We start from the raw sequence: 22,036 nt of genomic DNA, 5'->3' as shown, positions 1-22,036 counted from the left end.
GGGTGCACCTGCGTCGCCGCCAGACCAGGCCGGCACCGCGAAGGTGTACCCGTGCGCGTTGCGGCGCAGCAGATCGCGCAGCACGTATTCATAGTCGATCGGGGTATCGAGCTCCACATCCAGGGCGCGCGACAGCACGATCTTGCTCACACCGCCAGCGGCATACAGCGTCAGCGCCTTGCGCACCATGTCGCCATAGACCTCCGGAGCGGGCACCGGCCGGCGGTCGACCACGGAAGGCTTGCGCCCCGCCGGCTGGACGCTGCTGCTGCCGCCATGGGAAGCTGGCATGGCTTCCACCTGCGCGGGAATGGTGAAACTCGCCTTCAGGGATGAGTCGAACGGCACCAGGCCGAACATGACCGGCTCGGCATTCCCCTCTGAGCGCGCCTGGCCGAAAAGGCGTTGAACGGCTGCCGCCGAAGCGGGTTCGTGGCTGCATACGGCTCCTTGCAGCCCCCGCGAGCGCCACTGCAGCGTGGGCGATGCAAAAAACACATCGCCGTTTTTCATCTGCTCCACCAGCCAGGAACCTTGCACCGCTTGGCCTTCTTTCACTTGAACCATTTCAGTTCTTCACTCCATCTTCATGCACCACGCCGGACGCCCCGGAAATCGAGAGCGCCGCGGCGGCTTATCGAACAAGTTTCTAACGATCCAGCGGTCTAGCGCTTCTGCTGCCGCTCTCTCGCCCGCCGCACCTGGCGGGACTCATTGGCGCGCCGGGCAGCCTCTTGCTGGGCTTCCCGTTTGGCGCGCCAGCCCCGCGACAGGCGCCGCCCCAGCCAGGCACTGCCCAAACCGGCAACGACCGCCACCAGCAAGCCCACCGTGGAGATATCGAAACCGATCATTGCACCCGCTCCACGCCATTCGGCTTGAAGCCCAGATCGGCGGCCTTGCCCTTGCGCGCACGGGCGCTGCGGGCATTGTTGAGACTGCGGATTTCCAGCGTTTCCTCGCGCGGCTTGCCGCCACGGCCGATGCCGCGGATGCGCACGCTGCGGGTATAGGCAGCGGCACCAGCCAAAGTGTCCTTGGCTTCGAGATCGATCAGGGTCAGGCCACGGCCCCCTTTCTCCATCAGCTTCAATTCGCCGATTTCGAAAGTGAGAATGCGGCCGCCCGTAGACGCGCAGGCCACATGGGTGGCGGGCAGCATGGGCGCTACGGATCCATTGGATGCCGCAGGAGCCGCTGCAGCGGTCGCCAGCGACACCAGCGACGGCTGGCAGATCTGCTCGCCCTCGCCCACGGTGATGAAAGACTTGCCGCCGCGCTGGCGCGAGAGCATGTGCTCCACCCGTGCCAGGAAACCGTAGCCGCCCGAGCCCGAGAGCAGCAGCGTTGCGCCCTCGGCGCCGGCAAAGTAGTGCAGCGGCTGGGTGCCCGCTTCCAGATCGATCAGCGTGGTGATGGGTTGTCCATCGCCGCGGGCGCCCGGCAGGTTGGCCACGGCCACACTGTAGACACGGCCGTTGCTGCCGAACACCAGCAGCGTATCCACGGTGCGGCATTCGAAGGTGCCATAAAGGCCGTCGCCCGCCTTGAAGGCGAAGCCCGCCGCATCGTGCCCGTGGCCGGCCCGTGCGCGTACCCAGCCTTTTTCGCTGATCACCACGGTGACGGGCTCGTCGATGATCTTGACTTCGGCCACCGCCTTTTTCTCGGCCTGGATCAAGGTACGGCGGGCGTCGGCGAATTGCTTGGCATCGGCCTCGATTTCCTTGATCATCAGGCGCTTCAGGCTGCTCGGGTTGCCCAGGATGTCTTCCAGGCGGCCCTGTTCTTCACGCAGCTCCTTGAGCTCCTGTTCGATCTTGATGGCCTCCAGCCGCGCCAATTGCCGCAGCCGGATATCCAGAATGTCTTCCGCCTGCCGGTCGGTGAGCCCGAACCGCGCGATCAGCGCGGCCTTGGGTTCGTCGCTCTCGCGGATGATGGCGATCACTTCGTCGATGTTCAGCAGCACCAGCCGCCGCCCTTCGAGGATGTGAATGCGGTCCAGCACTTTCTGCAGCCGGTGTTGGCTGCGGCGGGTGATGGTCTGCTGGCGGAAGGTGACCCACTCTTCCAGCATCTGGCGCAGCGATTTCTGCACCGGCCGGCCATCCAGGCCGACGCTCGTCAGGTTGATCGGGGCCGAGGTCTCCAGGCTGGTGTGCGCCAGGAGCGTGTTGGCCAACTCATCCTGCCCAATGCGGCTGGTCCGGGGCTCGAACACCAAACGCACGGGCGCATCCTTGCTGGATTCGTCCCGCACGGTGTCCAGCACGGCCAGCACGGTGGTCTTGGCGTTGGTCTGCTCGGCCGTCAGGGCCTTCTTGCCATTCTTGACCTTGGGGTTGGTCAACTCCTCGATCTCTTCGAGCACGCGCTGGCTGCTCACGCCCGGCGGCAGTTCAGTGACGACCATCTGCCACTGGCCGCGCGCCAGATCTTCAATCTTCCAGCGGGCCCGTACTTTCAGGCTGCCGCGGCCGGTGCGGTAGGCATCGGCGATGTCGCTGGCCGTGCTGATGATCTGCCCGCCACCCGGATAGTCAGGACCGGGGATGAGCGCGAACAGTTCCTCATCGGTGAGCTTGGGTGATTTGACCAGCGCCACGCAGGCGTCGGCCACCTCGCGCAGATTGTGGCTGGGGATTTCCGTGGCCAGCCCCACCGCGATGCCGCTGGCACCGTTGAGCAGCGCGAAAGGCAGGCGCGCGGGCAACTGGCGCGGCTCGTCATGCGAGCCGTCGTAGTTGGGCACAAACTCCACGGTGCCCTCGTCCAGCTCATCAAGCAGCAGGCTGGTGATCTTGGCAAGCCGCGCCTCGGTATAGCGCATGGCGGCGGCGCCGTCGCCGTCGCGGCTGCCGAAGTTACCCTGGCCGTCGATCAGCGGATAGCGCTGGCTGAAATCCTGCGCCATGCGAACCAGCGCGTCGTACGCGGCGGTATCGCCATGAGGGTGGAATTTACCGAGCACGTCGCCCACCACGCGGGCGCTCTTGACAGGTTTGGCGCCCGTGTTGCCGTTGTAGCCGAGCCCCATGCGCTCCATGGAATACAGGATGCGCCGCTGCACGGGCTTCTGGCCGTCGCACACATCGGGCAGCGCACGGCCCTTGACGACAGAAAGGGCATATTCGAGGTAGGCACGTTGGGCGTAAGTGGCCAGGTCGAGGTCATCACCAGACCCGCTGCCCTCCCCAGCCAGGTCCAAGACCGATTGATCGTTCATTGAAAGGAAAACATTAGAAAAAATCAGGGCGGAATCAGGATGGAATCAAGGTGTGTTGGCCGGTATTTGCGGCAAACCACCCAACTCCACACGTACACGCCCGCCCATACCATTGCCGATCCGGCCGACCGCGCTGGCCAGCGGGCGTGCCGCATCGGCTGCGGCGGTAGCCGTCTCTGGTGGCTTGACCATAGACCCCCACGCTCCCCCGCTGCGCGAGGTCCGCTGCCCCCCGAGGGGGCCTTGTCCGTCTTGGGGCGGCCCGGCGACGAACACCTCATAAAGACCCATCACTGTCTTGACGTAGCCTTGGGTTTCCTTGTAGTTCGGGATCTTGTTGCCGGCACGCTGCACAGCACCTTCACCCGCGTTGTAGGCCGCCAGGGCCAGCGAGAGCTCGCCCTTGAACAGCTTGAGCAGATAGGCGAGGTAACGCGCCCCTGCCTGGATATTGGTTTGCGGATCGGTCAGCTTCTGCTCCACCGTGCGCACCGGCAGAAGCCTGCCTTTTCTGTCCCGGCGGTCCGGCTTGTCGGCCTCCACGCCATATTGCTGGGCGGTGGTGGGCAAAAGCTGCATCAGGCCGACGGCGCCCTTGGGCGATACGGCTGCAGGATCAAAACCCGACTCAGCGGCAATCACCGCCTTCAGAAGCTCGTAATCGACGGCATGCGCTTTCGCGGCGGCCTGCATGTGTTTTTGCACCGCCCTGTAGCCCTGGGACGCTTCCAGCGCTACGAAGCGCTTGGGCAGAACGAAGGCCGGGCCATTGCGCTTGTCTGCAGCCCCGGCCTCCTCGTCCTCGACAAGGCCGAAGCTGCCGTCGATGAGGCTGAAACTGTTCGGGTCGCTGTCCTTGAAAAACAGCGTGTAGCGTTCATTGACCTGCGCGGCCGCAAAATGAGTCACGCCTTGCTCGTCGACATAGGCCCATAAATCGGCCCGCGCGCCAAGATGCAAAGCCGACAGAGACAAGGCCGCCGCCACCTGCAGGAGGCGGACGGAAACTCGTCTGAAAAAGGTCGGTGTCATCCTTGCCAAATGCCTGCCAGATGCTTGCCAAAAACGTGCCTAAAACGTACCAGTGACATGAAAACGATGTACGTTCTGAGCCCTGCGTGTGGGATCAGATGTCGATTTCCACGGCGTCGCCGTGCAGCTCCATGAGCTCGCGGCGCGCAGCGGCCTCGCCCTTGCCCATGAGCTTGCTCATTTCCGTGGCGGTTTGGCCGAAATCGAAGCGGCCAAGCTGCACCGGCAGCAGTCGGCGGGTATCGGGATTGAGCGTGGTTTCCCACAATTGTTCCGCGCTCATCTCACCCAAGCCTTTGAAGCGGCTAATCGTCCATTTTCCTTCAGAAACGCCATCTTTGCGCAACTTATCGAGAATGGCGGTTAATTCCCCTTCATCGAGCGCATACATCTTGGCCGCGGGCTTCTTGCCCCGCGCAGGCGCGTCCACCCGGAACAGGGGCGGCCGCGCCACATAGACGTGGCCCGTCTCGATCAGCTTGGGAAAGTGGCGGAAGAACAGGGTCAGCAGCAGCACCTGGATGTGAGAGCCGTCCACGTCGGCATCGGAGAGGATGCAGATCTTGCCGTAGCGCAGCCCCGAGAGATCAGGTGAATCCGCAGGGCCGTGCGGATCGACGCCGATGGCCACCGAGATATCGTGGATTTCGGTGTTGGCGAAGAGCCGGTCGCGCTCGACCTCCCAGGTGTTGAGCACCTTGCCGCGCAGGGGCAAAATGGCCTGGGTTTCCTTGTCGCGGCCCATCTTGGCGCTGCCGCCGGCTGAATCGCCCTCGACCAGGAACACCTCGTTGTGCGCGATGTCGCGGCTTTCGCAATCGGTGAGCTTGCCAGGCAGCACGGCCACGCCCGAGCCTTTGCGCTTCTCGACCTTCTGGCCAGCGCGCTGCCGGGTCTGGGCGGCCTTGATGGCCAGCTCGGCCAGCCGCTTGCCATGATCCACGTGCTGGTTCAGCCACAGCTCCAGCGCAGGGCGTACGTAACTCGACACGAGGCGCACCGCATCGCGCGAATTGAGCCGCTCCTTGATCTGGCCTTGGAACTGCGGATCGAGCACCTTGGCCGACAGCACATAGCTGGCGCGCGCGAAAACGTCTTCCGGCATCAGCTTGACGCCCTTGGGCAGCAGGCTGTGCAGCTCGATGAAGCTCTTGACGGCATTGAACAGGCCGTCGCGCAAGCCGCTGTCATGCGTGCCACCGGCGCTCGTGGGGATCAGGTTGACGTAGCTCTCCCGCACCGGCTGGCCTTCTTCGGTGAAAGCCACGCACCACTGGGCGCCCTCGCCCTCGGCGAAGCTGTCGGCATCCTTGCCGGCGTAGCCTTCGCCCTCGAAAAGAGGAATGACGGCATCGGCCGACAGGGTCTGCTCAAGGTAGTCGCGCAGGCCGCCCTTGTATTGCCAGGTCTGGGTGTCCTTTTTCTTTTCGTCGATCAGCGAGACGCTGACCCCCGGCATCAGCACCGCCTTGCTGCGCAGCAGATGCATCAACTCCCCTGCCGGCAGCACGGGAGATTCAAAATACTTGGGATCGGGCCATACGCGCACAGTGGTGCCTTGGCGGCGATCGCCTTCGGCCTGCTTGCGAAGCTCGAGTTTTTCGACCACGTCGCCAGCCTCGAACACCATCCTGGCCACCATGCCTTCACGGTGACTGGAGACTTCCATGCGCTTGGCCAGCGCGTTGGTCACGCTCACCCCCACGCCGTGCAGGCCGCCGGAGAAGCTGTAGGCGCCCCCCTTGCCTTTGTCGAACTTGCCGCCCGCGTGCAGGCGGGTGAACACCAGCTCGAGCACCGGTGCCTTTTCCTCGGGGTGCATGCCGTAGGGAATGCCGCGGCCGTCATCTTCCACGCTGATGGAGCCATCCGCGTGCAAAGTCACCTTGATCTTCTTGCCGAAACCCGCCAGCGCCTCGTCGGCAGCGTTGTCCAGCACCTCCTGGATCACGTGGAGCGGGTTGTCGGTACGCGTGTACATACCGGGGCGCTGCTTGACGGGTTCCAGCCCTTTCAGCACCCGTATCGAGCCTTCGGAATAACCTTCTGCCGTTGTCGAATTCGTAGCCATAACCTGGCATTCTATCCATCGGATACTTCCCGGACTGGATGAAACTACAGCCTACCGTGACAGATTGCAGGATCAGGCTACATTCATCCCCTTGCAAGGCTCATGCATTCGTCATACCGGGACAGGTCTCCGTGCAGGCGCCGACTTCAAGAATTTCAATGAATACCACCCCTCTCCACGGTTTGCAGGCGCCCTCCCCCTGGGTGTGGCGCTGGAGCCCGCTCGTGCCTGCCGGCGCCCCCGTTCTCGATGTGGCCTGCGGGGGCGGCCGCCATATGCGCTGGTTCGCACAACGCGGCCATCCGGTCACCGGGGTAGACCGCGATCCACGGGCGGTCGAAGCTGTGCGGAGCCTGGGCGAAGCGGTGCAGGCCGACATCGAGAACGGGCCCTGGCCGTTCGCGGACCGGCGCTTCGGCGCCGTGGTGGTCACCAACTACCTGTGGCGGCCGCTGTTGCCGGCCATCCTGGAGAGCGTGGCCGAGGGCGGCGCACTTTTATATGAAACATTCGCGGCCGGCAATGAAACCGTTGGTAAGCCTTCGCGGCCGGATTTCCTGCTTCAGCCCGGCGAGTTGCTGCGCGCCTGCGCTGGCCCGGCGTGGCGGGTGGTAGGCTACGAAGACGGTTTTCTGTCGCATCCGGAGCGTTTCGTGCAGCGCATCGCGGCGGTTCGCATGCCGAACAATGCAGGGGGCACGACCAGCCAACGGAACGATATCCGCTCTAAACCATCCAATAACCAACCGACAATCGGCGAACAATGCGTGGCGGGGGAGCCCAACCGGCTCGCCGCACACTAAAATGCCCGTTTCACGCCGCAAGACAAGCACTTTCTCATGACCCCTATCATTGGCAGCATCGTCGCCCTGGTAACGCCGATGCACGAAGACGGCAGCGTCGATTACCCGACACTGCGCAAGCTGATCGACTGGCACATCGCCGAAGGCACCGATTGCATCGGTGTGGTTGGCACCACGGGCGAATCGCCCACCGTGAATGTCGAGGAACACCAGGAAATCATCCGCGTGGCTGTGGAGCAGGCGGCAGGCCGCACGCCCATCATGGCCGGTTGCGGTGCCAATTCGACCTCGGAAGCCATCGAACTCGCGCGTTTTGCCAAGAAGGTGGGCGCCGATTGCCAATTGCAGGTCGTGCCTTACTACAACAAGCCGACGCAGGAAGGCCAGTACCTGCATTTCAAGGCCATCGCCGAAGCTGTGGGCGATCTGCCGATGGTGCTCTACAACGTGCCGGGGCGTACGGTAGGCGATATGCAACACGACACCGTGCTGCGCCTCACCCAGGTGCCGGGCATCGTGGGCATCAAGGAAGCCACCGGCAACATCGAACGCGCGCAGTGGCTCATCCGCGATGTGCCGAAGGATTTCGCGGTCTATTCGGGCGATGACCCCACCGCCGTGGCACTGATGCTGTGCGGCGGGCAAGGCAATATCAGCGTGACCGCCAACGTGGCCCCACGGCAAATGCACGATTTGTGCATGGCCGCCGTGGCCGGAGACACACGGCGCGCCATGGAGATCCAGTTCAAGCTGCTGCCTATCCACAAACATCTGTTCGTGGAAGCCAACCCTATCCCCGTGAAGTGGGCCATGGCGCGCATGGGCCTTTGCGGCGGCACTCTGCGGCTACCCATGACTCCCCTGGCGAAGGCCTTCGAGCCCGCCGTTGAAGAAGCACTGCGGGCAAGCGGTCTGCTCCAATAAACCAGGCAACGCGGCAGCCACATCCAGCCGCGTCAACGCGTCAGCCCTCTCTCGTGCTAGTGCAGTGTTAAAGGAATTTCACACGTGAAGCCATCTTTTCCTATCCGCGTGCTCCCCTTCGCCATCCTGTTGGGGCTCAGCGCGTGCTCAGTGTTCGAACCCGACCGGATCGATTACAAGAGTTCGGGCCGTGGCGTCTCCCTGGAAGTGCCGCCGGACCTGACACAGTTGCCCGGCCAATCGCGCTACGTGATTCCAGGCGGTACGGTCACGGCCAGCGGATACCAAGTCAACCAGGCCGCGACCGCTGCGGCCGGCACGCCCACCGCGGCGTCCACCATTGCCGACGTGCATTTCGAGCGCGCCGGTAATGAACGCTGGCTGCGCGTGGACCGACCCGCCGACAAGCTCTGGAGCCCAGTGCGCGATTTCTGGCTGGAAAGCGGCTTCCTGATGGCCATCGATCAACCCAATATCGGCATCATGGAAACCGACTGGGCTGAAAACCGCGCCAAGATTCCGCAGGATTTCATTCGCGCCACCATCGGCAAGGCACTTGATTCTCTCTACTCCACCGGTGAGCGGGACAAGTTCCGCACGCGCCTGGAGCGCAATGCCCAGGGCGGCACGGACATCTTCGTCTCGCATAAGGGCATGGAAGAGGTCTTTACAAGCGCACAGAAAGACAATACCGTCTGGCAACCTCGCGCCAGCAGCCCCGAGCTGGAAGCGGAATTCCTCCGCCGCCTGATGGTCAAGCTGGGCGTATCGCAAGAGGAATCCAAGGCGCTCATTGCCGCTCAGGCACAAGTCCCGGCCGCCCCGAACGCGCGCGTGGCCACGGCAAACAACGCTCCCGTAGTGCAGCTTGGTGAAGACTTCGACCGCGCCTGGCGGCGGGTAGGCCTTGCGCTGGATCGCACCGGCTTCACGGTGGAAGATCGCGACCGCAGCAAGGGTATTTACTTCGTACGCTACATCGATCCCACGATCGAGAAGAAAGAACCCGGCTTCTTCGGCAGGCTGTTCGGCAGCTCCACCCCGCCGCTGCCCACGAGCCGCTATCAGGTTGTCGTGCGCAGCGAAGCGCAAACCAGCACGGTGGCTGTGCTTGACGCCAACGGCGGCCCGGTGCCCGCTGACGCCGCGAAGCGCATCGTTCAAGTGATCGCCGACGAGTTGAAATAAACCGCAGCAATGCTGCGCTTTCGGAGCCTGGCCAGCGGCAGCTCAGGCAACGCCACGCTGATCGAAGCCAGCGATGGCATCACCAGCACCCGGGTGCTGGTGGATTGTGGTTTGGGCATTCGCCAGATAGATGAGCGCCTGCGGCGCTGCGGACTGGAAGGCGCCAGCCAGCTCAATGCCATTTTCATCACCCACGAGCACAGCGACCATATAGGCTGCGCCTTGTCGCTGGCGAAGCGGCACCACATTCCGCTCTGGATGAGCGCTGGCACTTGGCGGGCACTGGACGCATCGGCCGAGGGCCTCGCCTTGACACTGGTGAAAGACGGCGAGCAGGTCGCCATAGGCGACCTTGAATTGCGCCCATTCACGGTGCCGCACGATGCCCTGGAACCACTGCAATTGAACTGCACCGACGGCGCACGTACATTGGGGGTATTAACCGACCTGGGCCACGTACCGCCCCACGTGCTCAACAATCTGCGCGGCTGCCACGCTCTCCTGCTCGAATGCAACCACGATCCGGATCTGCTGGCCCGATCGAGCTACCCGCCCTTCCTGAAACGCCGCGTGGGCGGCTCACATGGCCATCTCAACAACGGCCAGTCGGCGCAGGCATTGCAGGCCTTGCTGCATGAGAAACTGCATACAGTGATTGCGGGACACCTGAGCGAGCGCAACAATCAACCCGGCCTGGCCCAAGCCGCGCTATCGGCAGTATTGAATTGCCCTGCCGAGGAAATTCTTTTCTGCACGGCCATGGGAAGCAGCTGGCTAAGCGTTTAAGAACGTGATCCAGGAGGCCTGGATTTCAAACACCTCAGATAATAAAAAAGCCACCCGAAGGCGGCTTTCGCAAAATGCCGGAATGAAACCATTCCGGCAAAAGTATGCGTGCTTACTTGGCGGCAGCAGAAGCGGCTTCAACAGCGGCGGCGGCAGCTGCACCGGCGGCGGAAGCAGCGGAATCCACAGCAGCGGAAGCGGAAGCAGCGGCGTCGCTCACAGCAGCGCTGGCAGCGTCAACAGCGCTGTTGGCGGCAGCGCCAGCAGCGGAAGCGGCATCAGCGGCAGCGGTTGCAGCGGCGTCGGCGGCGGAAGCAGCAGCATCAGCGGGCGCTTCAACCGGAGCGGGAGCAGGAGCTGCCTCTTCTTTTTTGCCACAAGCGGTCAGGGCAGCAGCGGCCATCAGGGCGGCCAAAATAAGGGATTTATTCATTTCAATGGTCCTTGTGAGAGTAATCATTTCGGATGCGTCACGACGCCTGTTCAAACTCCGCGCCTTGACCCAGAGCAATTAAATCCTGCTCTTTCCGCTCGGCTTTCGATTATAGCCACGCCCTTACAATTCTGATAAACCCTGATGCGCCGATGCGACACCAAAAAAGTCCGAACAGGTGAGGGTTTGTTACACGATTCTGATTTCGCCTTTCTTTCACTCGGAAAACGGCAAAGAAAGAGGGTAATCTGCTCACGAGGCTCCTTCATCCAATAGGGGGAACCGTGAAAAAATACCCTCTTAGAACGTGTTCACGGCCTTATGCGTCGTGCAGCCAGCCTGCCTCTTTCCATTGGCCAAGCAAGTCGCGCGCATCGGCGCTCAGGCGAGCCACCTGCTGCTCGCTGAGCTGACGCTCATCGGCCAATGTCCGCATGAGACGGGCATCCCGCCCACCCGCACGATAGCTCTCGCCATTGATGAATACGTGCAATGCGTCATACATCATGCGGGTTCGCCGGTCCAGTATCACAGCGCCGCTGGCTTCACAGGCCGCATCCTCAGGCAACGGATCGAACCACACATGAGGTTTGGGTTCGGTCAACACCTCTCCCAGGGCCATGGCGAGTTGCGCAGGATCGCGCAAGGCCCGCTCCACGGCATCGCGCGCGAAATCAAACATGGCTGCGGGCACTTCCGCCGGACGGGACACTGCGGGCTGGCCGGGATCGCGGTAGGCCACGTCTCCCAAGGCCTCGGCCGCTTCCTCCGCTGAGCGGGCCAGCAACTCGCGCGCCAGTTCGCCGCGCGCCGGCTGGCGAAAGCCAATCGAATAGGTCATGCACTCGCCGCCCAGGGCCACACCATCGTGGGCCCAGCGTGGCGGCAGATAGAGCATGTCACCCGCCTCCAGCACGTATTCCTGCTCGGGCTCGAAGTTCGCCAGAATCTTCAGCGGCAAGCCATCCACCAGGCTCAGGTCTTTCTGCCGGCCGATGCGCCAGCGGCGCGTACCGCTCGCCTGGAACAGGAAAACGTCGTAGCTGTCGAAATGGGGCCCCACACCGCCGCCGTCGCTCGCGTAGCTGATCATCACATCGTCCAGCCGGGCGTCAGGCACGAAGCGGAACTGCTGCAGGAGCTCATGCACGCCCGCATGGTGCAGGTCTACCCCCTGCACCAGCAAGGTCCAATCGGGCCGGCTCGCGGGCGGCAATGCGCTCCGAGGAAAAGGGCTCCCCGCTTCATGCCCGCTGCGCCCCGGCGAAGTCTCTTTGCCCTTGGAACGGCTCCGTGACAGGAAAGGCCCCCGCTTGAGCTGCCAGCCGCGTTGGCCATGGCTCAGCAGTCGCGATTCGACGTCTTCCTGCGCCGCCAGCTCGAACAGGGCGGCGCGCGGAAGCAAAGGAGTGAAGCCCGGAATGGCTTGACGCACCAGAAGCGGCTTTTTCTGCCAGTGGCGCTTCATGAACTGCTCGGGGGTCAGGCCGCCGAGCAACTGCAAGGGTAGGGAAATATCCATGATCTAATGAAAATGCAATGCGACAATTGTCCAATGGAAATCACACCGCAATGCGTCGTCTCGCTCACCTGGACACTCAAGGATGGCTTGGGTGAAGTACTGGACGTGCTCGAAGAACCCGTCGAGTTTCTATTGGGCGGCTCCGATCTGCTGCCCAAGATCGAGGAAGCCCTGCAAGGCCATGAACCCGGCGCCACGCTGGATCTGAACCTGGAACCGCAAGACGCCTTTGGCGATTTCGACGACCAGAAGCTCTTTCTGGAGCCGCGCTCGCTCTTTCCGGAGGGCCTGGAAGAAGGCATGGTCTTCGAGGGCCATGCCCTGCCCCAAGGGGTCAGTGCCAAGCTGCCGCCGGAGACGCTCTACACCGTATCCGATATCTACCCCGAACACGTGGTCCTGGATGGCAACCACCCCCTGGCAGGCGTGGGCTTGCGGTTGCACTTGAAAGTGGAAGCCGTTCGCGAGGCCGCCGAGGACGAGCTCAGAGCAGGCACCGCTGGCACGGGTTTTTTCCGAGTGCAGCCTGCCGCGCCGGGTGGATCGCTTCTGCACTGACGCCCTCCCGCTGAAACGCAAAAAGCCGGCGCCTTCGCGCCGGCTTTTTGCCTTGAACTTGCTGGTTTTCAGCGGTATAGCTGATTGCCGTCCACTCGCACACGATCGCCCGGGCGGACGTTGGGTGCCTGCTGGTAGTCAAAGCTTTGCATGGCGCCGTTTTCCAGCTGGACGGTCACACGGTAGACATCCATTCCTGGCGCAGTCCGGCTCCGCTCAATGGCGTTGCCGATCAGCGCACCGCCAATGGCACCAGCCACCGTCGCTGCCGTACGCCCCCTGCCGCCGCCCACCTGGTTGCCAAGCACACCGCCGGCCACACCGCCGATCGCCGTGCCCGCTACGCCACCGGTGCCACCGCCGCCGGTACGAACCATTTGGACATTGGTCACGGTGCCGTAGCCGGCGTAGCCCTGGTTATAAGCGGGCTGCTGCTGACCTGCGGGGTAGTTCGGGCTGCCGCCATAGTTGGGATTGCCATAGTTCGGCTGGCCGGCGCAAGCCGCCAGCGAAGCGATGACCACGGCACTCAGCGTGATGCTGCCCAGTCGTTGAAAACCTGTCATGTGAACTACTCCTTCTTGAATGAGATCAGGTGCCGCTCCGAAAAATACGGACCGGCACATATCCGACATTAGGCCTTCAACAACGCAGGAATTCAGCCGGTGAAAAGAGGGTGTTCACGTCAGACAAATCGTACAGCCGTGGAGGCGCTAAAGCCGTGGAGATGCTAAGAGTAAGAGCGTATTTTCAGCGCTTGCCTGTAGAGCCGTAGCCGCCCTCGCCCCGCTCGCTGGCGGGAAAATCGCTCACGATATTGAAGCGGGCCTGCACCACGGGCACGATGACCAATTGGGCAATGCGCTCCATCGGCTCGATCGTGAAGGCAGTACTGCTGCGGTTCCAGGCGCTCACCATCAACTGGCCCTGATAGTCGCTGTCGATCAGTCCCACCAGGTTGCCCAGCACGATGCCGTGCTTGTGGCCGAGCCCCGAGCGCGGCAGGATCAAGGCCGCATAGCCGGCATCGGCCAGGTGGACAGCCATGCCGGTGGGCACCAACTGCCACGCGCCCGGCGCCAACTCCAGAGGCGCCTCCAGGCAAGCCCGGAGGTCCAGGCCGGCGCTGCCGGGCGTGGCATATGCGGGCATCTGAGCACGCAGGCGCTCATCCAGAATCTTCACATCAATCTTCAAGACTTTCTCCCTCCCTTGCCAGAGGCTGATTTCGCCATCCGCCAGAGAATAAATACAACGACTACGATCCATCCAAGACCGTACGGAAAAATCACGCCAGCCACGATCACCGCCACGACGGCCCAGAGCCACCATGCCGGAACAGCGGCCACCCCCTTGGGCTGTCCTGCCTTGGCCAGCCCGGACCGCTTGCCTTGGGGAACCTTGCTCTTGATCAGTTGGCCCAGCAGCTCCTTCAGATCCGGTGGACCTTCACGCCTGCCGGGTAAGGTATGAGCCGCCGGGACAGACGAAACCGGCCGTGCTCCCCGGCCTGGGCGACCTGGGCCGCCGCCGCGGCTTCCGAACGCTGCATGAGTTGCTCGATATAGCGTGCATAGTCGCCGTTGGGAGGCGAATGATCCACCAACTGCACAGTCGTGGGCACATTCACGGGCGCGTTCATGGTTTCCCTATCCGGTGTGCTATGCCGCGAGTCCCGAGACACGCCGGGCGATCTCTGCGACCAGTTGCTGAGCCAGAACCCGCTTGCTCGCCTGAGGCAACTCGCTCGCACCCTCGTCATCCACCAGCAGCAGCGCGTTGTCGTCCTTGCCGAACGTGGCGGGGCCGATGTTGCCCACCAGGAGCGGCACGCCTTTGCGCGCCCGCTTGGCCTGTGCATTGGCCAGGAGATCCTGGCTTTCGGCTGCGAACCCCACGCAGAACAGCTCACCCGACTGCGCGCGCGGCGAGTGGGCGACCTCGGAGAGGATGTCCGGGTTTTCGACGAAAGCCAGGTGCGGCACTTCGCCGGAGCCATCTTTCTTGATCTTGTGCTCGGCCGTCTCGGCGGGACGCCAGTCGGCCACCGCGGCGGTGGCCACGAAAATATCGGCCAGTTGTGCGTGCTCCACGGCCGCCTGGCGCATGTCTTCAGCCGACTGCACATCGATGCGCGCCACGCCGCGCGGCGTGGGCAAGTGCACGGGGCCGGCCACCAGGGTAACCTCCGCGCCGGCTTCACGCGCCGCGCGCGCGATGGCAAACCCCATCTTGCCGCTGGACAGGTTGGTGATACCGCGAACTGGGTCGATCGCTTCGAAGGTGGGCCCCGCCGTGATCAGCAGGCGCTGGCCGGCGAGCGATTTGGGCGTGAGAAAGGCGATCAATTCCTCGGTCAGCTCTTCGGCCTCGAGCATGCGCCCATCGCCGAACTCACCGCAGGCCTGATCGCCGTGCGCCACGCCCAGCACATGCGCGCCATCGTCCACCACCTGCCCCAGATTGCGCTGAGTGGCAGGATGCGCCCACATCTCGCGATTCATGGCAGGAGCGAGGAGCAGCGGCACCCGATCGGCGGGCCGCGCCAGGCACAGCAGGCTCAGGAGTTCATCAGCGCGCCCTTGCGCAAGCCGCGCAATGAAATCGGCGCTGGCCGGCGCGATCAGGATGGCGTCGGCGTCGCGGCTCAGGTTGATGTGCGGCATGTTGTTGTGTTCGCGCGCATCCCACTGCGACAGGTAGACCGGGCGGCCGGAAAGGGCCTGCATGGTCACCGGCGTCATGAACTGCTGCGCGGCCTCTGTCATCACCACCTGCACCGTGGCACCTGCCTTGATGAGGCGCCGGCATAGCTCGGCCGACTTGAAGGCTGCCACGCCGCCGCTAAGGCCTAAAACGATATGTTTGCCGCTGAGTTGGTCCATGGCTGGCAAATGTAGCAACAAAATGCCGCCAGGGCGGCACCCGGCCTATTGGGCACACATTTGGGCATACATTCGGGCACACGCTCGAGCACACCATCAGGGCGTGTTCCAGACGTAGTAGGCCACGCCCTCGTACTGGAACACCGGGTAGGTGGCGATCACGAAATCGCGCTCATCAGGGCTATTGGTATAAAAATGCGCGCCCGTGGACGGGTTGTAGAAGCGGAACACGGGCACCATGCCTTCCACGGGCTTGGAGCTGCCATACCAGGCCGGGCCTTCATACTGGAACACGGGAAAGGCGCTACGCACGTATTCGCGCTCGGCTTCGCTGATCGTGTAGAAATGCGCGCCTGATGCCGGGTTATAGAAACGATGGACGCTGCTCAGCCCAGGCTTTGGCTGAGCCCCGGCATAAAAGGCGATGTTCTCGTATCGGAATACCGGGTAAGTGGCAAGAACGAAATCACGCTCAGCCGCGTTCGAGGTGAAGAAGTGCGCGCCGGTCTGGGTGTTGAAGAGGCGATAGACGGCCGCACGCCCGGGAGTGACCGGAGGTTCGGGAGGAAGGGCAAGCCACTGCCTGAGCGCGGGAAAAGCGCTTTCCAGGCTGGCATAGGTGGCCACATTTCCGCCGGAGCACGAGGGTGTCAAAGACCCGCCCGACAGGGCTCCCATGAGGCGGCCGTCATGGAATAGCCCGGAGCCGCTGCTGCCGCCCTCGATCAATCCCCGGTTCCAGTCGACAAAATAGTAGTTTCCGTTGGGCAAACCGTAGCAGTAGATCCTGGATCCGACCTGAAAACAACTGGCACGATGGGAGACCTTGCCGAAACTCATCTTCTGCATGTCACCCTGAGGATGATGGATGCCCAGAATCTGGCTGCCAGTGGCAAGCGCCGAGCTGTCCCATCCGGCGAACAAGGCGCCAGGCGGCGGCATTTCTTTCAAGCGCAACAGGGCGATATCGGGATTGGGGCTCGAATGAAGCAAGTCCGCCCCACCCCGCAAAATCCTGTGCTCCGGGTTCAATGTCCGGCTACCGCATGTGGTGGACCAGTAGAACCACCTGGTTTCCAGCGTGGCCGCGGCCGTGTCCGAATGGATGCAGTGGTGGGCTGTCAGGAAGTAAGGTGTGCCTGAGTTTTTACGGTCATTGAGCAGCGTACCTGAGCAAAGGTACATGGAGCCGTTTTCGAAAAAGCTCATGCGTGCCACGGCCCGCCGCTGCGTCACGTGCTCGGCAGCCTCGCAATTGGCATCCTTGTGGCAGGACATCGCGCGGTTTTCCACCTGCTTCTCGCCCATTGCCGGGAAATGGCCCGGCGATGAAAAATGGCCCCCACGCTCCCCCGCTACGCGAGGTCCGCTGCCCCCCAGGGGGCTTTTTCATCTTGGGAACGGCCCGGCGATGAAAAAACGCCCAGATCGACATGAATGTGCACCACCGTCGGAATAGCGGCCACCAGGGCGCCAGGCGGTGCGCCTCGCGGCAACTCGATCTCCAGCGTGACCTCTTCGCCCTCGGTGCTGGGAGCCCACCAGGTGCGGGCCTCCACGCTGGTGTCCCCCGACTTGGCGACCCCTTGCAATAGATCCCGCACGTATGCGCCGGTGTATTCAAACAGGGCCTCGGGCTGCTTTTTTGTATACACACGCAGCAACGCGCCGCCGGGCAGTTGATCCACCAGAAGGCCCACGCGCAACCCTTTGGCGCCGTCTGAGCGAAAGCTCACGGCCGCCACCAGGCCGCCCGCGGCGGATGGTTTCCAGCGCAGAAGGCCCGAAAACGCAGCAGCAGACGCGGTTCTCGGGCTTGGCCGGCCATGGCCGGCAACGGCCCGGCCGCCGGTGGGCTCTACTGGCGCGGGCGGCACCCACGCGCCCAGGCTGATCTCCACCGGATCGGCAGACAGGACCTTGCCCGTGCGCTTGGCAAAAACAACGTCCCGTGACGCATCCTGTGGCGGCATGTAGGCATCCACAGACATGGCGGCAACCGGTGCCCATGCACCACAGCCCAACACCGACACCACCACCCACAACAGCGGCACCAGCCCAGATCGCATCAAGCGGCTGAGTTTCATTCGTTCTCCTCCAAATTCATCAATATTAGTTACTTAGAATTATAAAAAACTTACAAACCAAACAAATTGAACTAAAAAGAATTCAAATCAGCGCATCATCCTGCCCACAACGCCCTTTTCCATGCAGGCCCTGCTCCGGCAAGGCCTTTGCGGCAAGGCGCCTATAATCGGAATTTCCCACCGAGCGAAGGCCAGAAGCCTTCGTCCTGACATGACCAAATTCGTCTTCGTCACCGGCGGTGTGGTGTCTTCCCTGGGCAAGGGAATCGCCTCGGCCTCCTTGGCCGCGATCCTTGAATCGCGCGGCCTCAAAGTCACCCTCATCAAGCTGGATCCGTACATCAACGTCGATCCGGGCACCATGAGCCCTTTTCAGCACGGCGAGGTGTTCGTCACCGATGATGGCGCCGAAACCGACCTCGATCTCGGCCACTACGAGCGCTTCATCACGACGCGCATGAAGCGCGCCAACAACTTCACGACCGGCCAGATCTACAAAAGCGTCCTCGAAAAAGAGCGGCGCGGTGACTACCTGGGCAAAACCGTGCAGGTGATCCCTCATGTCACCAATGAAATCCAGGATTTCATCCGGCGCGGCGCGGGCGACGTCGACGTGGCCATCGTCGAGATCGGCGGTACGGTGGGCGACATCGAATCGCTGCCGTTCCTGGAGGCGGTGCGCCAGCTGAGCCTGAAGCTCGGCCCCAATCACACCGCGTTCGTTCATCTGAGCTACCTGCCCTGGATCGCCGCCGCCGGCGAGCTGAAGACCAAGCCGACACAGCACACGGTACAGAAGCTGCGCGAGATCGGTATCCAGGCCGATGCCCTGCTCTGCCGCGCCGACCGCCCGATTCCGCAGGAGGAACGCGACAAGATCAGCCTGTTCACCAACGTGCCCGCCTGGGGCGTGATCAGCATGTGGGATGTGGACACCATCTACAAGGTGCCGCGCATGCTTCACGAGCAAGGGCTCGACGGCCTCATCTGCGACAAGCTGCGGCTGAACACGCCACCAGCCAACCTGAACCGCTGGGACGACCTGGTGCACGAGGTGGAGCACCCGCAGGCCGACGTCACCATTGCCATGGTGGGCAAGTACGTCGACCTCTCGGACAGCTACAAATCGGTGAACGAAGCATTGCGCCATGCCGGCATGCACAACCATGCACGCGTGGTGATCGAGCACGTCGACTCGGAAACCATCACACCGGCCACGGTGGCTCAGCTCAGCAAGTACGACGCCATCCTGGTGCCGGGCGGCTTCGGTCCGCGCGGCGTGGAAGGCAAGATTGCCACCGCCCGCTTTGCCCGTGAACACCAGGTGCCCTACCTGGGCATCTGCCTGGGCATGCAGGTAGCCACCATTGAATACGCGCGCCATGTGGCAGGCCTGGAAAACGCCAATAGCACCGAATTCGACCCGTCCACGCCCAACCCGGTCATCGCGCTCATCACCGAGTGGAAAGACAAGGACGGCAGCATCCAGAAGCGTGACGCCGCCTCCGATCTGGGCGGCACCATGCGCCTGGGCGCGCAAAGCTCCGACGTGTCGCCCGGCACGCTGGCGCACAAGATCTACGGCGACGTCGTGACCGAACGCCACCGCCACCGGTACGAAGCCAACGTGAACTACCTGGACACGCTGCGCCAGGCGGGCCTGGTGATCTCCGCGCTGACGCAGCGCGAGCAACTGACCGAGATCGTCGAGTTGCCGCAAAGCGTGCACCCCTGGTTCGTCGGCGTGCAGTTCCACCCTGAGTTCAAGAGCACGCCCTGGGACGGCCACCCGCTGTTCAATGCATTCATCAAGGCGGCACTGCAACATCAAACAGCCCGCCAAGGCGAGGCCAGCGCCAAGCCGCTCAAGGCCGTCAAATGAAACTCTGCGGATTCGACATCGGGCTGGACAAGCCGTTTTTCCTCATTGCCGGCCCTTGCGTGGTCGAGTCCGAGCAGTTGCAGATCGACGTGGCGGGCCAGTTGAAGGAAATCACCGCCGGCCTGGGAATCCCGTTCATCTTCAAGAGCAGCTATGACAAGGCCAACCGCACCAGCGGCGCCAGTTTTCGCGGCCCGGGCATCGAAGCGGGGCTGGAGATCCTGGCGAAGGTGAAGAAAGAGCTGGCCGTGCCGGTGCTGACCGATGTGCACACCGAGGCCGAGGTGCCCGCGGTGGCGCAGGTGGTGGATGTGCTGCAAACCCCCGCTTTCCTGTGCCGCCAGACCGATTTCATCCGTGCCGTGGCGCAAAGCGGCAAGCCAGTGAACATCAAGAAGGGCCAGTTTCTCGCGCCGCACGAGATGAAGAACGTCATCGACAAGGCGCGCGCGGCGGCAGCCGAAAAGGTTTGCCGCCCGACAGCTTCATGGCTTGCGAGCGCGGCGCCAGTTTTGGCTACAACAACCTCGTGAGCGACATGCGCAGCCTGGCCATCATGCGCGAAACAGGTGCCCCCGTGGTGTTCGACGCCACCCACTCCGTGCAATTGCCTGGTGGCCAAGGCACCTCGAGCGGCGGCCAGCGTGAAATGGTGCCGGTGCTGGCGCGGGCGGCGGTGGCCGTGGGCGTGGCGGGGCTGTTCATGGAAACGCACCCGCAGCCGGCCAAGGCACTCTCCGACGGCCCCAATGCCGTGCCGCTCAAGCACATGAAGGCCTTGCTCGAAACCCTGCTCGCGCTCGATCAGGTCACCAAGAAAAATGGCTTTCTCGAGAACGCCTTTGACGCCTGAACCCCATTTTGCCGGAGACATTCACGCCATGAGCAGCGCCTACATCATTGCCCAGATCGAAGTGACCAACCCCGCACAATACGAGGAGTACAAGAAGTGGTCCTCCGCTGCCATGCAAGTGCATGGCGCTGAAGTATGTGTGCGCGGCGGCGCGGTGGAACCCCTGGAGGGCAATTGGGCCCCCACCCGTGTGGTTGTACTGAAATTCGACAGCTTCGAGAAGGCCAAGGCGTTCCATGACACGCCGGAATACCGGCGCGCCAGGGAAGCACGGGCCGGCGCTGCGATCATGAACATGATCGCCGTGGAAGGCGTCTAAGGCATCTGAAGCGCCTGTTTGCGATTCCTATTTGATTCTTCCATTTCCCAACTTCAAACCAATCCACATCATGAGTGCAATCGTTGATATCGTAGGACGCGAAATCCTGGACAGCCGCGGCAACCCCACCGTCGAGTGCGACGTGCTGCTCGAGAGCGGCGTGATGGGCCGCGCGGCCGTGCCCAGCGGCGCCTCCACCGGTTCGCGCGAAGCCATTGAGCTGCGCGACGGCGACAAGGGCCGCTACCTCGGCAAGGGCGTGCTGAAGGCCGTGGAACACATCAACACTGAGATCAGCGAAGCCGTGCTGGGCCTGGATGCCTCCGAGCAGGCCTTCCTCGACAAGACGCTGATCGATCTCGACGGCACCGACAACAAGTCGCGCCTGGGCGCCAACGCGATGCTGGCGGTCAGCATGGCCGTGGCGCGCGCCGCCGCCGAGGAATCCGGCCTGCCGCTGTACCGCTATTTCGGCGGCATGAACGGCTGCCAGTTGCCCGTGCCGATGATGAACGTCATCAACGGCGGTGCGCACGCCAACAACTCGCTCGATCTGCAGGAATTCATGATCGTGCCCGTGGGCGCTCCCTCGTTCCGCGAAGCCCTGCGCCAGGGCGCCGAGGTATTCCATGCACTGAAGAAGATCATCGATGGCCGGGGCATGTCTACTGCCGTGGGCGATGAAGGTGGCTTCGCTCCCAGCGTGGAAAGCCATGAAGCCGCCATCGAGCTCATCCTGCAGGCCATCGCGGATGCCGGGTATACCGCTGGCCAGGACATCGTCCTCGCCCTCGATTGCGCCGCCAGCGAGTTCTTCAAGGACGGCCAGTATGTGCTGGAAGGCGAAGGCGGCGTGCGCCTGAGCGCCCAGCAGTGGACCGACATGCTCGCCACCTGGGTCGACAAATACCCGATCATCAGCATCGAAGACGGCATGGCCGAAGGCGACTGGGACGGCTGGAAACTGCTGACCGAACGCCTGGGCGATAAAGTTCAGCTGGTGGGTGATGACTTGTTCGTGACCAACACGAAGATCCTCAAGGAAGGCATCGACAAAGGCATCGCCAACTCGATCCTGATCAAGATCAACCAAATCGGCACCTTGACCGAGACCTTCGCTGCCATCGAAATGGCCAAGCGCGCCGGCTATACCGCCGTGATCAGCCACCGCTCGGGCGAAACAGAAGACTCCACCATTGCCGATATTGCCGTGGGCACGAACGCCGGGCAGATCAAGACCGGCTCCCTGAGCCGCAGCGACCGCATGGCCAAATACAACCAACTGCTGCGCATCGAAGAAGATCTGGGCGACATGGCGCAATACCCTGGCCGCACGGCGTTCTACAACCTTCGCTAAAAGCAGTAGGCCAAACACCTTGGGAGGCTCGCCTCCCAAGGGTCCTCTAGCTCCTGGATACAGGCTTTTGCACCTGGGCGACCTCTCTTGCCCGGCCGCATCTAGCC

Annotated in this window: 21 protein-coding genes and 1 pseudogene; 10 read left to right on the top strand and 12 right to left on the bottom strand. The window is 62.9% G+C overall.

Annotation, left to right across the window (positions count from 1 at the left end; genetic code table 11):
- Positions 1 to 51: 51 nt before the first annotated feature.
- A complete protein-coding gene (locus WJU18_RS10695; protein ID WP_423460045.1) occupies positions 52 to 336 on the top strand; it encodes a hypothetical protein in 285 nt (94 codons plus the stop codon).
- A 329-nt stretch (positions 337 to 665) separates the two neighbouring features.
- Here WJU18_RS10695 and WJU18_RS10690 read toward each other — a convergent pair whose 3' ends face one another.
- The 4 genes from WJU18_RS10690 to WJU18_RS10675 form a co-directional block, all read right to left on the bottom strand.
- Positions 666 to 854 (bottom strand): hypothetical protein, encoded by a 189-nt coding sequence (locus tag WJU18_RS10690; protein WP_423460044.1) that lies wholly within the window; start codon positions 852 to 854, stop codon positions 666 to 668.
- The gene (gene parC, locus WJU18_RS10685; RefSeq protein WP_423460043.1) at positions 851 to 3,229 is read right to left on the bottom strand and encodes a DNA topoisomerase IV subunit A; all 2,379 of its coding nucleotides are present in this window, start codon (positions 3,227 to 3,229) and stop codon (positions 851 to 853) included. Before parC ends, WJU18_RS10690 begins: the two co-directional genes overlap by 4 nt.
- A 45-nt stretch (positions 3,230 to 3,274) precedes the next feature.
- Entirely contained in the window at positions 3,275 to 4,261 is a 987-nt protein-coding gene (locus WJU18_RS10680) for a lytic transglycosylase domain-containing protein (RefSeq protein WP_423460042.1), read from the bottom strand.
- A 94-nt stretch (positions 4,262 to 4,355) separates the two neighbouring features.
- Positions 4,356 to 6,332 carry a DNA topoisomerase IV subunit B gene (locus WJU18_RS10675; RefSeq protein WP_423460041.1) on the bottom strand — a complete coding sequence of 659 codons (1,977 nt, stop codon included), beginning with the start codon at positions 6,330 to 6,332 and terminating at the stop codon, positions 4,356 to 4,358.
- Between the two features lie 158 nt (positions 6,333 to 6,490).
- On the opposite strand from WJU18_RS10675, the gene WJU18_RS10670 reads away from it, so the two are divergent.
- The 4 genes from WJU18_RS10670 (at position 6,491) to WJU18_RS10655 (ending at position 10,033) form a co-directional block, all read left to right on the top strand.
- Positions 6,491 to 7,135: a class I SAM-dependent methyltransferase gene (locus WJU18_RS10670; protein WP_423460040.1), complete on the top strand. Its 645-nt coding sequence runs from the start codon at positions 6,491 to 6,493 to the stop codon at positions 7,133 to 7,135.
- 36 nt (positions 7,136 to 7,171) lie between these two features.
- Positions 7,172 to 8,059 carry a 4-hydroxy-tetrahydrodipicolinate synthase gene (gene dapA / locus WJU18_RS10665; protein ID WP_423460039.1) on the top strand — a complete coding sequence of 296 codons (888 nt, stop codon included), beginning with the start codon at positions 7,172 to 7,174 and terminating at the stop codon, positions 8,057 to 8,059.
- Positions 8,060 to 8,143: 84 nt separating this feature from the next.
- A complete protein-coding gene (gene bamC / locus WJU18_RS10660) occupies positions 8,144 to 9,247 on the top strand; it encodes an outer membrane protein assembly factor BamC (protein WP_423460038.1) in 1,104 nt (367 codons plus the stop codon).
- A gap of 9 nt (positions 9,248 to 9,256) precedes the next feature.
- Positions 9,257 to 10,033, top strand: coding sequence for an MBL fold metallo-hydrolase (locus tag WJU18_RS10655; RefSeq protein ID WP_423460037.1), 777 nt, complete (start codon positions 9,257 to 9,259; stop codon positions 10,031 to 10,033).
- 112 nt (positions 10,034 to 10,145) lie between these two features.
- On the opposite strand, the gene WJU18_RS10650 is transcribed toward WJU18_RS10655, so the two are convergent.
- Complete coding sequence (locus WJU18_RS10650) at positions 10,146 to 10,466, bottom strand: hypothetical protein (RefSeq protein WP_423460036.1); 321 nt, start codon at positions 10,464 to 10,466, stop codon at positions 10,146 to 10,148.
- 319 nt (positions 10,467 to 10,785) lie between these two features.
- Positions 10,786 to 11,988, bottom strand: a complete 1,203-nt coding sequence (locus WJU18_RS10645; RefSeq protein WP_423460035.1) for a JmjC domain-containing protein — start codon at positions 11,986 to 11,988, stop codon at positions 10,786 to 10,788.
- A gap of 33 nt (positions 11,989 to 12,021) precedes the next feature.
- On the opposite strand from WJU18_RS10645, the gene WJU18_RS10640 reads away from it, so the two are divergent.
- Entirely contained in the window at positions 12,022 to 12,546 is a 525-nt protein-coding gene (locus WJU18_RS10640; protein ID WP_423460034.1) for an FKBP-type peptidyl-prolyl cis-trans isomerase, read from the top strand.
- Between the two features lie 68 nt (positions 12,547 to 12,614).
- Here WJU18_RS10640 and WJU18_RS10635 read toward each other — a convergent pair whose 3' ends face one another.
- The 6 genes from WJU18_RS10635 to WJU18_RS10610 all read right to left on the bottom strand — a co-directional run bounded on the left by WJU18_RS10635 (position 12,615) and on the right by WJU18_RS10610 (position 17,518).
- A complete protein-coding gene (locus WJU18_RS10635) occupies positions 12,615 to 13,112 on the bottom strand; it encodes a glycine zipper 2TM domain-containing protein (RefSeq protein WP_423460033.1) in 498 nt (165 codons plus the stop codon).
- A 184-nt stretch (positions 13,113 to 13,296) separates the two neighbouring features.
- The gene (gene dut / locus WJU18_RS10630) at positions 13,297 to 13,743 is read right to left on the bottom strand and encodes a dUTP diphosphatase (RefSeq protein WP_423460032.1); all 447 of its coding nucleotides are present in this window, start codon (positions 13,741 to 13,743) and stop codon (positions 13,297 to 13,299) included.
- A 235-nt stretch (positions 13,744 to 13,978) separates the two neighbouring features.
- Entirely contained in the window at positions 13,979 to 14,188 is a 210-nt protein-coding gene (locus WJU18_RS10625; protein ID WP_423460031.1) for a hypothetical protein, read from the bottom strand.
- Between the two features lie 19 nt (positions 14,189 to 14,207).
- Complete coding sequence (coaBC, locus tag WJU18_RS10620; protein ID WP_423460030.1) at positions 14,208 to 15,431, bottom strand: bifunctional phosphopantothenoylcysteine decarboxylase/phosphopantothenate--cysteine ligase CoaBC; 1,224 nt, start codon at positions 15,429 to 15,431, stop codon at positions 14,208 to 14,210.
- 96 nt (positions 15,432 to 15,527) lie between these two features.
- Positions 15,528 to 16,709, bottom strand: coding sequence for a trypsin-like peptidase domain-containing protein (locus WJU18_RS10615; RefSeq protein WP_423460029.1), 1,182 nt, complete (start codon positions 16,707 to 16,709; stop codon positions 15,528 to 15,530).
- A 77-nt stretch (positions 16,710 to 16,786) separates the two neighbouring features.
- Positions 16,787 to 17,518, bottom strand: a complete 732-nt coding sequence (locus tag WJU18_RS10610; protein ID WP_423460028.1) for a hypothetical protein — start codon at positions 17,516 to 17,518, stop codon at positions 16,787 to 16,789.
- 211 nt (positions 17,519 to 17,729) lie between these two features.
- Here WJU18_RS10610 and WJU18_RS10605 point away from each other — a divergent pair, with 211 nt between their 5' ends.
- From WJU18_RS10605 to eno, 4 genes and pseudogenes are all read left to right on the top strand, one after another.
- The gene (locus WJU18_RS10605; protein WP_423460027.1) at positions 17,730 to 19,400 is read left to right on the top strand and encodes a CTP synthase; all 1,671 of its coding nucleotides are present in this window, start codon (positions 17,730 to 17,732) and stop codon (positions 19,398 to 19,400) included.
- A pseudogene (gene kdsA / locus WJU18_RS10600) lies at positions 19,397 to 20,253 on the top strand (3-deoxy-8-phosphooctulonate synthase). Before WJU18_RS10605 ends, kdsA begins: the two are co-directional and overlap by 4 nt.
- A 28-nt stretch (positions 20,254 to 20,281) precedes the next feature.
- On the top strand, positions 20,282 to 20,572 hold the full coding sequence (locus WJU18_RS10595) for a DUF1330 domain-containing protein (protein WP_423460026.1): 291 nt from the start codon (positions 20,282 to 20,284) through the stop codon (positions 20,570 to 20,572).
- A gap of 70 nt (positions 20,573 to 20,642) precedes the next feature.
- The gene (gene eno / locus WJU18_RS10590; RefSeq protein ID WP_423460025.1) at positions 20,643 to 21,929 is read left to right on the top strand and encodes a phosphopyruvate hydratase; all 1,287 of its coding nucleotides are present in this window, start codon (positions 20,643 to 20,645) and stop codon (positions 21,927 to 21,929) included.
- Positions 21,930 to 22,036 lie beyond the last annotated feature (107 nt).

The sequence above is a fragment of the Ottowia sp. VDI28 genome (genome assembly GCF_049532675.1).
Taxonomy (GTDB): Bacteria; Pseudomonadota; Gammaproteobacteria; order Burkholderiales; family Burkholderiaceae_C; genus Ottowia.
The sequence above is the reverse complement of the archived record's forward strand: the minus strand, read 5'-3'. Positions and strand labels throughout refer to the sequence as shown.

What these genes read in the sequence shown, in the direction of transcription:
- WJU18_RS10655 (WP_423460037.1), top strand. Translation starts at nt 9,257, where the DNA reads ATGCTGCGCTTTCGGAGCCTGGCCAGCGGCAGCTCAGGCAACGCCACG.
- WJU18_RS10605 (WP_423460027.1), top strand. Translation starts at nt 17,730, where the DNA reads ATGACCAAATTCGTCTTCGTCACCGGCGGTGTGGTGTCTTCCCTGGGC.
- WJU18_RS10640 (WP_423460034.1), top strand. Translation starts at nt 12,022, where the DNA reads ATGGAAATCACACCGCAATGCGTCGTCTCGCTCACCTGGACACTCAAG.
- WJU18_RS10690 (WP_423460044.1), bottom strand. Translation starts at nt 854, where the DNA reads ATGATCGGTTTCGATATCTCCACGGTGGGCTTGCTGGTGGCGGTCGTT.
- WJU18_RS10595 (WP_423460026.1), top strand. Translation starts at nt 20,282, where the DNA reads ATGAGCAGCGCCTACATCATTGCCCAGATCGAAGTGACCAACCCCGCA.
- WJU18_RS10650 (WP_423460036.1), bottom strand. Translation starts at nt 10,466, where the DNA reads ATGAATAAATCCCTTATTTTGGCCGCCCTGATGGCCGCTGCTGCCCTG.
- WJU18_RS10675 (WP_423460041.1), bottom strand. Translation starts at nt 6,332, where the DNA reads ATGGCTACGAATTCGACAACGGCAGAAGGTTATTCCGAAGGCTCGATA.
- eno (WP_423460025.1), top strand. Translation starts at nt 20,643, where the DNA reads ATGAGTGCAATCGTTGATATCGTAGGACGCGAAATCCTGGACAGCCGC.
- WJU18_RS10670 (WP_423460040.1), top strand. Translation starts at nt 6,491, where the DNA reads ATGAATACCACCCCTCTCCACGGTTTGCAGGCGCCCTCCCCCTGGGTG.
- WJU18_RS10625 (WP_423460031.1), bottom strand. Translation starts at nt 14,188, where the DNA reads ATGAACGCGCCCGTGAATGTGCCCACGACTGTGCAGTTGGTGGATCAT.
- dapA (WP_423460039.1), top strand. Translation starts at nt 7,172, where the DNA reads ATGACCCCTATCATTGGCAGCATCGTCGCCCTGGTAACGCCGATGCAC.
- coaBC (WP_423460030.1), bottom strand. Translation starts at nt 15,431, where the DNA reads ATGGACCAACTCAGCGGCAAACATATCGTTTTAGGCCTTAGCGGCGGC.
- WJU18_RS10615 (WP_423460029.1), bottom strand. Translation starts at nt 16,709, where the DNA reads ATGTCCTGCCACAAGGATGCCAATTGCGAGGCTGCCGAGCACGTGACG.
- WJU18_RS10635 (WP_423460033.1), bottom strand. Translation starts at nt 13,112, where the DNA reads ATGACAGGTTTTCAACGACTGGGCAGCATCACGCTGAGTGCCGTGGTC.
- WJU18_RS10610 (WP_423460028.1), bottom strand. Translation starts at nt 17,518, where the DNA reads ATGAAACTCAGCCGCTTGATGCGATCTGGGCTGGTGCCGCTGTTGTGG.
- parC (WP_423460043.1), bottom strand. Translation starts at nt 3,229, where the DNA reads ATGAACGATCAATCGGTCTTGGACCTGGCTGGGGAGGGCAGCGGGTCT.
- WJU18_RS10680 (WP_423460042.1), bottom strand. Translation starts at nt 4,261, where the DNA reads ATGACACCGACCTTTTTCAGACGAGTTTCCGTCCGCCTCCTGCAGGTG.
- WJU18_RS10645 (WP_423460035.1), bottom strand. Translation starts at nt 11,988, where the DNA reads ATGGATATTTCCCTACCCTTGCAGTTGCTCGGCGGCCTGACCCCCGAG.